The following is an 11,767-nucleotide window of genomic DNA, read 5'->3' as shown; positions in this document are numbered from 1 at the left end:
CATAGGGTGTGTCAGCTGGCGACGATGTCGAGTCGTGTCACGTCGTGGAGCGCGGCGCCGCCACCTGGGAAGGTGCACGTGAGGCTGCTGGCGGTCGTGTGGACGCAGGCGACGGCAGAGGTGCCCGCGGAATTGCCGGTGTCGAGCCCGGTGATTGTCGCCGTGATGACGTCCGTGGCCTCGAGGACCTCGACGACGTTGAAGGTCACCACCGACGTGATGTCGGTGGTCATGTTGGTGGTGTACGCCACGGAGCTCACGTGGATCCCGGAGATCGTCTGGTAGGTGGCACCGACGAACTGGCTGGGGTCGTCGATGGTGCTTGCAGCGGTGACCGCCGAGCCGCCGAGGGCGACGAGACCGGCGATGGCAACGATGCTGGCGATCTTCCGTGAATTGCGCATGAGCTGGTCTCTCCCCGTTCGGTAGCTCGGCTGGCCATCCGTGGCTCCGTGGCTTAGCGGTCCCACCTCGCGGTGGGTCGCCTTGTCGACGAGCGGACGCTCGCTAATGAAGAACTTCGGCGGGTACGTCGATAACTGAGGGATTTGAGGCGTCATCGGCGGATTCCCACGATCGGACGAACGCAAAGGGCGCTCGACTGGGCCATCTGATACACCTCGAGCGCGAGCGTGCCGCCGAACGTGTCGATCGCGCGCCGGCCCCTTCCCGGTGCCACGTCCCTGAGCGAGATCGAATTTTGCCCGAATTGCTCTGGATTTACCGGGAGGGGCCGATCAGCGCTCAGGACCCGTCCAGGGGCTCCCCGCTCGGCCACGACTCCCTCTTGGAGCCCTTCCCTGCGGAACACGGACGCAGCTGCCGAGACCTGTGAGAGACGTGCGGTGTGATGCCGGTCGGTAGTTCCTCGCCCGGACGTGACAGCGATTCGGAACCCGCCGACGAGGCGGCCCTGCTCCGCGAGTTCGGGGCCCTGCTCGACCGGCGTGAGGTCAGAGCGCTCTGCCAACCGGTGGTCGACCTGAATTCCGGGGAGATCGTGGCACTCGAAGCGCTCGCGCGGGGGGCCTGTGTCGTCACCGTTTGCCTCGCCGCTCGTGCTGTTCGATGTCGCTCGCCGGGCCGGGCGGGTGGGTGAGCTCGACTGGGTGTGTCGCACGGCAGCCTTCAAGGCCTTTCTCGACGGCCGGGTCCCGCCCTCGATGACTCTCTTCATCAACATCGAGCCAGAGGCCCTGGCGGAGGAGTGCCCACCCGACCTCGCGCACCTTGTCGCGAAGGCCGAGTCCCTCCTGAGGGTGTTCGTGGACGTCAACGACCGGGCGCTCGCGGATGACCCGGCGGGTGTCCTGGCCGCGGTGGTCCGGGCGCGGGAGATGGGCTGGGGCGTGGCCATCGACGACATCGGGACCGGCCGCGCGCCCCTCGCCATGCTCCCGCTCATCGACGCCGACGTCGTGAAGCTCGACCGGCGGGCCTTGAAGGAGGCGAGCACGGAGCGTGCCGCGGCGGTCATCACGAGCGTGCTGCGGCACGTCGAGACGACGGGTGCCGCACTGCTGGTCGAGGGTATCGAGAGTGAAGAGGATGCCCGGTGGGCACGCGCGCTCGGAGCCGTCTACGGCCAGGGTTACCACCTGGGTGCGCCGGGGCCGCTGGAGAGCTATCACGCACCGCGAACGCTTGTGCGCCAGATCCGAATGGCCGAAACGAGCCTGCACATAGACTCCCCCTTCCAGCTGTTCGAGGACCAGCCGTTGCCGCGGATGGACGAGAAGCTGATGGACGAGCTGATCAGCTTGATCGCCAGCGCTCCCCGCTCGGCCGACGCGTGGCCGGTGATCATCGCCAGCGCGGGCCGTGGTGGTCAGCTCAGTGACGGCATGTCCAAGAATCTCGGCGTCACGCACACCCATCTGCTCTGCGCGATCTTCGGTGCCCGGATGCCCGACGAGCCCGCGCCCGGCGTGCGGGGGTCCGCATCCGTCCGGAGGACCCGCTCAACAACGAGCGGCTCCTCATCGTGCTGAGTGACCAGGCGCCTGTTGCCGTCTTCGCTCGCGGGCTGCCCGACGGGCTCTACGACGTCGCCATCACGCAGGACGCGGCCGTGGTGCACGCGATCGCCCATCACCTGATCCGGCGGGTGCCACGAGCGGGAGCCGACAACCTCGCACTGTCGGCGCACAAATTCGAACCGCGGCCGGTGATCGGGGCCGGCGACGATGTGGTCGAGCAGAAGCACCGGAGCTGGCGCGGCCGGTTGGCACGGCAATGATCGCTCAGACTTTCCTGCGTCCGCAGGCCGGCGAGACGGCCTCGGCGCGGTCGTTGTCAGCTCGTTGCGGCTCCGGCACGAATGAGATTGTGGTCATGCGGTCGGCGACCTTGAGACATATGAGCCCGCAGCGTGCGGTCACGGTCCAGGTTCAGAACGGCGGAGGGTTGTCCGCTTCCGGTTTCCGGTCCGGCTTTGAGGTCGGTTTGGGTTCGCCGTCCTGTTCGGGCTCCGGTGCCCGGTCGGGGTCGTCCAGGTGCCGTTGTCGGGGCGGTCGTACTGCCAGCCCGCGTGGGTCTTGAGTAGATGGTCGCGCCTGCAGGCCGGCGCGAGGTTCTCCGCGGAGGTCGCTCCGCCGGTGCCGGTCATACGTGCCTCCTCGCTCGGGCAGCGACGGCTCGTTCGAGAGGACCAGGGTATCGACGGCCCGCGGGCTCATCGGGACCGGCCGACCCGTTATCAACTCGTGACCGGGAACTGGTGCGATTGCCTCACATGTGAGCGCTAACATCACGACCAACGGGTTCACGCTCACGTGCGCTGATCCGCTGGTCGATCCTGGCACCGCCGCGATCGGGACTCGAGTCGCCCTGGCTGGCGCTCGAAGGGGATGCATCTCAAGGAGGAGAAGCATGGCTCGCAGGAATTTCGTCACTCAAGCTCTCACGGCGGGGATCGTCGGCGCCCTCGCGCTGGCCCTCGCCGCGTGCAGTGCGGGATCTGGGACCGGCGGCGGTGGGTCGACCGGCGGAGGCGACAGCAAGATCGTCATGGGCTTCGCGCAGGTGGGCGCCGAGAGCGGCTGGCGCACTGCGAACACCAAGTCGATCCAGGCTGCTGCCAAAAAGGCCGGCGTCACGCTCAAGTTCTCCGATGCGCAGCAGAAGCAGGAGAACCAGATCAAGGCGATCCGCTCCTACATCCAGCAGAAGGTCGACGTCATCGCCTTCTCGCCGGTCGTCGAGACCGGGTGGGACACCGTCCTGAAGGAGGCAAAGGACGCCGGCATCCCGGTCGTCCTGACCGACCGCGCGGTCGACTCGAAGGACACGTCGCTGTACGTGACGTTCCTCGGCTCGGACTTCGTCAAGGAGGGCCAGAAGGCCGGCGACTGGGCGGTCAAGGAGTTCGGTGACAAGCCGACCAACGTCGTGGAGATTCAGGGCACCACGGGCGCGGCGCCGGCGATCGACCGCAAGGCGGGTTTCGCCCAGCAGATCGCCGCGAAGCCGAACATCAAGATCATCGCGTCCCAGACCGGCGACTTCACGCGCGCCGGCGGCAAGCAGGTCATGGAGGCGTTCCTCAAGTCCAACCCGAAGATCGACCTCGTCTTCGCGCACAACGACGACATGGGTCTCGGCGCGATCGAAGCGATCGAGGCGGCCGGCAAGGTGCCGGGCAAGGACATCAAGATCGTCACGATCGACGCGGTCAAGGATGGCATGACGGCACTGTCGGAGGGCAAGATCAACTACATCGTCGAGTGCAGCCCGCTGCTCGGGGACCAGCTGATGGATGTTGCCAAGAAGGTGCTCGCCGGCAAGAAGGTCGAACCCCGGATCGTCACCGTGGAGACGACGTTCACGCAGGAGCAGGCCAAGGCCGCGCTGCCGGACCGGAAGTACTGATCGCGGCCGGCGCCTAGCGCCGCAGGACCGGTCACCCCAGCGGCCGGCCGATCCGTCGGACCCCCCTCGACGGCTCGGCCGGCGACCCGGCGCGAATTGATGAAGGACACGCAACTCCATGGCAACACCGGATCCACTCGTCGAGATGACGGGCATCTCTATCGAGTTCCCGGGGGTCAAAGCGCTCGAGAGCGTCGACTTCCGCCTGTTTCCCGGTGAGGTGCATGCCGTCATGGGCGAGAACGGGGCCGGGAAGTCGACCCTGATCAAGGCACTCACGGGGGTGTACTCCGTCGACTCGGGCGAGATCAGGGTCGACGGGATACCGGTGCAGTTCGCCGGCCCCGCGCAGGCGCAGGCGGCCGGGATCAGCACGGTCTACCAGGAGGTCAACCTCTGCGCGAACCTCTCGGTCGCGGAGAACATCATGCTCGGCCGCGAGCCCAGACGTGGACCCGGGATCGGGTGGCGCGCGATGCGCCGGGCGGCGTCCGACGTGCTCACCCGCGTCCACCTCGACCTCGACCCGGCGTCGACCCTCGCGAGCCATTCGATCGCCGTACAGCAGCTCGTGGCGATCGCGCGTGCGGTGCAGGTCGACGCCCGCGTGCTGATCCTCGACGAGCCGACGTCGAGCCTGGACGTCCGCGAGGTCGGCGAGCTGTTCGCCGTGATGCGCGCCCTGCGCGACGACGGCACGGCGATCCTGTTCGTCTCGCACTTCCTGGACCAGGTCTACGAGATCTCCGACCGCATCACGGTGCTGCGCAACGGCCGGCTCGTCGGGGAACGACCCACGGCGCAGCTGCCCCGCCTCGAGCTCGTCTCGCAGATGATCGGATCCTCGCTCGAGGTCCTCGAACAGCTCGAGGAGGCACCCAAGCGGCAGGTCGCCGAGCGCGCCGAGACGCGGCCGTTCGTGAGCGCGATCGGGCTCGGCCGGCGCGGGTCGATCGAGCCGTTCGACCTCGACGTGTACGCCGGCGAGATCGTCGGCCTCGCGGGGCTGCTGGGATCGGGACGCACCGAGCTGGCGCGGCTGCTGTTCGGCGCCGACCACGCGGACTCCGGCCAGCTCCGGATCAACGGCGCGGCCACCCGGCTGCGGGCGCCGCGGGCCGCCGTCGGGCACAAGATCGCGTTCTCGTCCGAGGACCGCAAGGCCGAGGGCCTGGTGGGAGACCTGACGGTCCGTGAGAACATCGTGCTCGGCGTCCAGGCGGCGCGCGGATGGGTCCGCCGCGTGCCGCGGCGCAAGCAGGACGAGATCGTCTCGCGGTACGTCACGGCCCTCGGGATCCGGCCCGCGAACCCCGAGGCGCTCGTGCGAAACCTCTCCGGCGGTAACCAGCAGAAGGTGCTGCTCGCCAGGTGGCTCGCCACCGCGCCGCGGCTGCTCATCCTCGACGAGCCGACCCGCGGCATCGACGTGGGCGCCAAGGCCGAGATCCAGCGCCTGGTCGCCGAGCTCGCGGCCGGGGGAATGTCGGTCGTGTTCATCTCGGCCGAGCTGGAGGAGGTGCTCCGCCTGAGCCATCGGATCGCGATCCTTCGGGACCGGCGCCTGGTCGCCGAGGTAGTCAACACCGACGACGTCCAGCTGGACGACATCGTGCAACTCATTGCGAGCGGAGGGCAGGACTGATGGGCGCGCTCACCCGCAGCAAGCTGTTCTGGCCGGTCATGACCCTGCTCGCGCTGCTCGTCGTGAATGTGATCGTGCGGCCGAGCTTCGTGTCCATCCGGATGCAGGACGACCACCTGTACGGGTCCTTGATCGACATCCTGCGCAATGGCGCGCCGACCCTGCTCGTCGCGCTCGGCATGACGCTCGTGATCGCGACCCGCGGCATCGACCTGTCGGTCGGTGCGGTCGTGGCGATCGCCGGCGCCGTCGCGTGCACGTTCATCTCCGAGGCGCCGGACCCGGGCAGCGTATCGACGGTGCTGATCGCCGTCGTCCTCGCGATCGCCGTCTGCCTGGTGTTCGGCCTGTGGAACGGGTTCCTCGTCTCGGTGGTCGGCATCCAACCGATCATCGCGACCCTCATCCTGATGACCGCGGGCCGCGGGATCGCGATGCTCATCACCAGTGGGCAGATCATCACGATCACCAGCGCGCCGTACAAGCTGATCGGCGCCGGGTACTGGCTCACGCTGCCGGTCGCGATCCTGATCGCCGGGGTCATGTTCGCCGCCACGGCTGCCCTCACCCGGCGCACGGCGCTCGGCACGCTGGTCGAGTCTGTCGGCATCAACCCGGAGGCGAGCCGGCTCGCGGGCGTGCGCTCGCGCAGCATCATCTGGACCGTGTACGTGTTCAGCGCGCTGTGCGCCGCCGTCGCCGGCCTGATGATCAGCTCGAACGTGACCGCGGCCGACGCGAACAACAACGGGCTGTGGATCGAGCTCGACGCGATCCTCGCCGTCGTCATCGGCGGGACGTCGCTGATGGGGGGCAAGTTCTCTCTCGCGGGCACGCTCGTCGGCGCGTTCGTGATCCAGACGCTCACGACGACGGTGATCTCGGTCGGGATCGCGCCGGAGATCTCGCTCGTCTTCAAGGCGATCGTGGTGATCATCGTCTGCCTGCTGCAGTCGCCGGTCTCCCAGCGCGCGCCGCACCGCCGACGACGGCGACCCGCCGCTCTCCCGAGTCCGTCGGGGGTGGCTGCCTGATGGCCACGCAGGAGGTGACCTCGCGGCCGACGTCGGCGCCGCGCGTCCGCCCGCGCCGGAGCTTCGTGCCGGACCCCCGGTACACGCCCGTGCTCGCGACGCTCGGGCTGCTGGTCGTGGTGTTCGTCGTCGGATCGACCCGGTACACGGGCTTCCTCGCCGGTCAGACGATCTTCAACCTGTTCATCGACAACTCGTTCCTGATCGTCCTCGCCGTCGGGATGACCTTCGTCATCCTGACGGGCGGGATCGACCTGTCGGTCGGGTCGGTCGTCGCGCTGTCCGCGATCGTGGCGGCCCGGCTGCTCAAGAGCGGGTTCCCCGCACCGGTCGCGATCGCCGCGGTGCTGGTGATCGGCGCGACGTTCGGGCTCCTGGTCGGGCTGTTCATCCATTACTTCGAGGTGCAACCGTTCATCGCGACGCTCGCGGCGATGTTCCTCGCGCGCGGGCTCTGCTACGTGGTGAGCCTCAGCGCGATCGCGATCACCGACCCGTTCTTCACCACGATGAGCCAGATGCGCATCCGCATCTACCGGACGGGTACGTCGTTCAACGGGGTGACGCCGGTGTACGCGTTCATCTCCCCGGGCGTGGTGATCGCGCTCGTCGTCGTCGCGATCGGGTTCTTCGTGCTGCACTACACGCGGTTCGGCCGCACGATCTACGCGATCGGTGGCAACGAGCAGTCGGCGACCTTGATGGGCCTGCCCGTCACGCGCACCAAGGTGCTCGCGTATGTGGTCAGCGGGTTCTGCTCGGCGATCGGCGGGCTGCTGTTCGCGTTCTACAGCCTCTCGGGGTACTCGCTCACCGCGCTCGGTATGGAGCTGGACGCGATCTCGGCGGTGGTGATCGGTGGCACGCTGCTGACCGGCGGGTCCGGCTTCGTGCTCGGTTCGCTGCTCGGGGTGCTGGTGCTCGGCACGATCCAGACCATCATCAGCTTCGAGGGCACCCTCAGCTCGTGGTGGACCAAGATCGTGATCGGCGCCCTGTTGCTGGTCTTCGTCGTCCTGCAGCGCGTCCTGCTGATCCGCGGCCGCCCGGCAAAGTAACCCCCTATTTCACCTGTCAGACGCTGCGCGGTCTATACCGCGCGCTCGGTCTGACACGTTGTCGCCCCACTGGTCGTCCAGGGCGTCGCACCGTGTGTTCACCAGCCGAAGGAGTCTTGTGACCCGCATTGCTAGAGTGTCCCCAGCCAGGAGGACGGCGGCGACGGTCGCCGCGCTGATCGCGTTCACCCCCGCGATCCTCTCCGTGCCACTCTCGGGCGCCGCGGCGGCCGCGGCCGACGCCGCCGCGGACGGGCTCGTCGTGCACTACGCGATGGACCAGGCGTCCGGGTCGACCGTGACCGACTCCTCCGGCAACGGGCGGGACGCGACCCTGCGCGGCGGCGCGGCGTTCGTGGCGGGCGAGGGACTGGCGTTCGGCGGTACGGACGGCTACGCGGCGCTCCCCGACAACGTGCTGCGCGGGCTGGACCAGGTCACGATCGCGCTGGACGTGCGGATCGACGTCGACCAGAAGACCCCCTACTTCCTGTACGGACTGGGCAACTCCGCTTCCGGCGTGGGCGACGGGTACCTGTTCACGACCGGCAACGGCTACCGCACCTCGATCGCGACCGGGAACTGGTCGACCGAGCAGACCGTCAGCGGACCCGGCAACCTCGACCGGGGGGTGTGGCGGCACCTGACCTACACCCTCGCGGGCGGCACCGCAGTGCTCTATTCCGACGGCGTCGAGGTCGCCCGCAACACGGGCGTCACCATCACGCCGGGCGCCATCGGCGCCGGGACGACGACGGCCAACTACCTCGGGCGCTCGCAGTACAGCGGGGACAACTACTTCAAGGGCTCGATGCGTGACTTCCGGATCTACGACCACGCCCTGACGGCCGACGAGGTGCGCGTTCTTGGGTACGTCACGGACCTCGAGCGAGTGCAGACCGACGCCGCCGCCCTCGACCTCGGGGACACCTCGGCCGTCACGGCGGACCTGAAGCTGCCGGTCACGGGCGGCAACGGCACGACCGTCACCTGGTCGACGTCGGCGCCGGCCGTGGTCTCGGCGACCGGCCAGGTCACTCGCCCGGCACCCGGGTCCGGCGACGCGGCCCTCACGCTGACCGCGACCGTCGCGCGGGGGACCGAGAGCGCGACCCGCGAGTTCGCCGTGGTCGTGCTGCAGGACCTGACGGACAAGGTCAAGGTCGCGCAGGCGGCCAAGGCGCTTGCGCTCGCCGATGAGTCCGGCGTCCGCGGCAACCTCACCCTGCCGCTGACGGGGCTGTACGGCGCGACGATCGCCTGGCACTCGAGCACGCCGTCGGTGATCACCGCGACGGGCGAGGTGACCCGCCCCGCGTTCGGCCAGCAGCCGCAGCGGGTGGACCTGCTGGCCCGGGTCACGCTCGGCTCCGCGCGCGCCAGTCGGCTCTTCCACCCGGTCGTCCTCCCGCTGCCCAAGGTCGAGCCGCTCCGGGGCTACTCCTTCGCCTACTTCACCGGCGAGGGGACCGCCGACGGCGAGCAGATCTCCTTCGCGGCCAGCCGCGGCAACGACCCGCTGAACTGGGACGAGGTCAACGGCGGCAAGCCGGTGCTCACCTCGAGCCTGGGCGAGAAGGGTGTCCGCGACCCGTTCATCATCCGGTCGCCCGAAGGCGACAAGTTCTACCTGATCGCCACGGACCTGAAGATCTACGGCGGCAACGGCTGGGACGCCTCGCAGCGGACCGGCAGCAAGTCACTCATGGTGTGGGAGTCCACCGACCTGGTGACCTGGTCGGACCAGCGCATGGTGCAGGTCTCCCCGGACACCGCCGGGAACACCTGGGCGCCGGAGGCCTTCTACGACAAGTCGATCGGCGCCTACGTCGTGTTCTGGGCCTCCAAGCTCTACGACGAGGCGAACCCCGCGCACACCGGCGACTCGTACAACCGGATGATGTACGCCACGACGCGCGACTTCCGCACCTTCACCCCGGCGAAGGTGTGGTCGGACCCCGGCCACTCGGTCATCGACTCGACCGTCACCGAGCATGACGGCACGTTCTACCGGTTCACCAAGGACGAGCGGGACAACACGTCGTCCACGCCGTGCAGCAAATTCATCACCGCCGAGAAGTCCACCACGCTGCGCAACCTGAACTGGGACTTCGTCTCGGACTGCATCGGCAAGGCCACCGCGACCGAACCGGGAATCTCCCAGGGGGAGGGGCCGACGATCTTCAAGTCGAACACCCAGGAGAAGTGGTACCTGTTCATCGACGAGTTCGGCGGCCGCGGCTACGTGCCCTTCGAGACGACCGATCTCGCCGGCGGCAAATGGACCATGTCGACCGACTACCAGCTGCCGGCCCACCCGCGGCACGGCACCGTGCTGCCGGTCACCCAGGCCGAGCTCGACCGGCTCAAGGCGCCGCCGGCCGCCAAGGAAGCGAACAACGACGGCCTGGTCGCGCGCTACGCGCTGGACCAGGAGGGCGGCACGACGGCGGTCGACTCCAGCGGGCACGGCTACGACGGGAGGCTGATCGGCGACGTCACTCTCGCGGGCGGTCAGGCCACCTTCGGCGGGACCAACGGGCACGTCTTGCTGCCGAACAACCTGATGGCCGGCATGAAGGCGATCACCGTGTCGGCGCGGGTCTGGATCGACCCGGCCCAACCGGCGCCCTACTGGATCTGGGGGTTCGGGAACACCACCGCGGGTGCGGGGGATGGTTACCTGTTCACGACGGGGGACGGGTACCGCAGCACGATCAGTGCGACCGACTGGCACGGTGAGCAATCGGTCGCCGGCCCGGCGGTAGGTCGCGGCGGGTGGCGAACCCTGACGTACACCCTCGGCGGCGGCACAGCGGTGCTCTACTCCGACGGCGTCGAGGTCGCCCGCAAGGCCGACGTCACGATCACCCCGGGCGCGATCGGCGAGGGCCACACGACGGCGAACTACCTCGGGCGCTCGTTGTACGCGGCCGACAAGTACTTCACCGGGAAAATGCGCGACGTGCGGATCTACAACCGCGCGCTTGCGTCCGGCGAGGTCGCCGCGCTGCCCGGAAACTCGACCGCCGTGCACTCCGTCTCGGTGCCGCAGCTCAAGACCAAGGCGATCATCGACTCGACGGCCAGTGCGATCACCCTGCCGGTCGTTCCGGGCACCGACCTGACCCGTCTCGCGCCGGTCTTCGTGCTCGCGCCCGGCGCGAGGATCTCACCGCGGAGCGGCCGGACGGCCGACCTCAGCGCGCCCGTCACCTATACCGTCACCGGCCGCGACGGCGCGACCCGCCGGTGGACCGTCAAGGCGGTCGAGATGGGCTCTCCGGTGCTGCCCGGGTTCAACGCCGACCCCAACATCACGGTCTTCGGCGACACGTACTACATCTACGCGACGACGGACGGAATCGACGGCTGGGGGAGCACGACCTTCTCCGCCTGGTCGAGCAAGGACCTGGTGACCTGGACCAACAAGGGTGTGATCCTCGACCTCGGGCCCGACGTGAGCTGGGCGGACGGACGAGCCTGGGCGCCGACGATCACCGAGAAGGACGGGAAGTACTACTTCTACTACTGCGCGGACGCGTTCATCGGGGTGGCCGTGAGCGACTCCCCGACGGGGCCGTTCGTCGACAGCGGCGCGCCGCTCGTCGTCGCGGGCTCCAGGCCGGGTCAGATGATCGACCCGGCGGTGTTCACGGATACGGACGGGACCACCTACCTGTACTGGGGTAACGGGTCCGCGTACGTCGTCCCGCTCAACGCCGACCTGGTGTCCTTCGATCCGGCCAAGGTCCGCACCCTCACGGGGCTGGCTGGATTCCGGGAGGGCTTGTTCATGAACAAGCGAGCGGGCACCTACTACCTCAGCTGGTCGATCGACGACACAGGGAGCGAGAACTACCGGGTCGGCTACGCGACCGGCTCGAGCCCGTTCGGTCCGTTCACCAACCGCGGCGAGATCCTGACCAAGGACACCTCGCTGGGCATCAAGGGCACCGGTCATCACTCGATCATCCAGATCCCGGGGGCCGACGAGTGGTACATCGCCTACCACCGATTCGCCATCCCCGACGGCGACGGCACGCACCGCGAGGTGACGATCGACCGGCTCTTCTTCGAGCCGGACGGCTCGATCCGCAAGGTCGTCCCGACCCTCAGCTCGGTCCCAGCGCGCCCGCTTGCGTAGGTGGTCAGCGCAC

At 68.6% G+C, this 11,767-nt stretch carries 8 protein-coding genes and 1 riboswitch; of the genes, 7 read left to right on the top strand and 1 reads right to left on the bottom strand.

Annotation, left to right across the window (positions count from 1 at the left end):
* Window positions 1-11: 11 nt before the first annotated feature.
* Entirely contained in the window at window positions 12-404 is a 393-nt protein-coding gene (locus tag VIM26_RS04390) for a hypothetical protein (RefSeq protein ID WP_331949130.1), read from the bottom strand.
* Between the two features lie 17 nt (window positions 405-421).
* A riboswitch (cyclic di-GMP riboswitch) is annotated at window positions 422-496 on the bottom strand.
* Between the two features lie 535 nt (window positions 497-1,031).
* Here VIM26_RS04390 and VIM26_RS04385 point away from each other — a divergent pair.
* The 7 genes from VIM26_RS04385 to VIM26_RS04355 all read left to right on the top strand — a co-directional run bounded on the left by VIM26_RS04385 (window position 1,032) and on the right by VIM26_RS04355 (window position 11,754).
* Window positions 1,032-1,991, top strand: a complete 960-nt coding sequence (locus tag VIM26_RS04385; protein WP_331949129.1) for an EAL domain-containing protein — start codon at window positions 1,032-1,034, stop codon at window positions 1,989-1,991.
* Window positions 1,985-2,239 carry a hypothetical protein gene (locus tag VIM26_RS04380; RefSeq protein ID WP_331949128.1) on the top strand — a complete coding sequence of 85 codons (255 nt, stop codon included), beginning with the start codon at window positions 1,985-1,987 and terminating at the stop codon, window positions 2,237-2,239. Before VIM26_RS04385 ends, VIM26_RS04380 begins: the two co-directional genes overlap by 7 nt.
* 632 nt (window positions 2,240-2,871) lie before the next feature.
* The gene (locus tag VIM26_RS04375) at window positions 2,872-3,870 is read left to right on the top strand and encodes an ABC transporter substrate-binding protein (RefSeq protein ID WP_331949127.1); all 999 of its coding nucleotides are present in this window, start codon (window positions 2,872-2,874) and stop codon (window positions 3,868-3,870) included.
* Between the two features lie 145 nt (window positions 3,871-4,015).
* On the top strand, window positions 4,016-5,515 hold the full coding sequence (locus tag VIM26_RS04370; protein WP_331949126.1) for a sugar ABC transporter ATP-binding protein: 1,500 nt from the start codon (window positions 4,016-4,018) through the stop codon (window positions 5,513-5,515).
* Window positions 5,515-6,549: an ABC transporter permease gene (locus VIM26_RS04365; protein WP_331949125.1), complete on the top strand. Its 1,035-nt coding sequence runs from the start codon at window positions 5,515-5,517 to the stop codon at window positions 6,547-6,549. The genes VIM26_RS04370 and VIM26_RS04365 overlap by 1 nt, the downstream gene beginning before the upstream one ends.
* Window positions 6,549-7,607: a galactofuranose ABC transporter, permease protein YjfF gene (gene yjfF / locus VIM26_RS04360; protein ID WP_331949124.1), complete on the top strand. Its 1,059-nt coding sequence runs from the start codon at window positions 6,549-6,551 to the stop codon at window positions 7,605-7,607. Before VIM26_RS04365 ends, yjfF begins: the two co-directional genes overlap by 1 nt.
* 136 nt (window positions 7,608-7,743) lie before the next feature.
* Window positions 7,744-11,754: a family 43 glycosylhydrolase gene (locus tag VIM26_RS04355; protein WP_331949123.1), complete on the top strand. Its 4,011-nt coding sequence runs from the start codon at window positions 7,744-7,746 to the stop codon at window positions 11,752-11,754.
* Window positions 11,755-11,767: the final 13 nt, after the last annotated feature.

The organism is Pengzhenrongella sp. (genome assembly GCF_036565025.1).
GTDB lineage: Bacteria > Actinomycetota > Actinomycetes > Actinomycetales > Cellulomonadaceae > Pengzhenrongella.
Note: the sequence above shows the minus strand (reverse complement) of the source record. Positions and strands in the feature narration are given on the sequence as shown.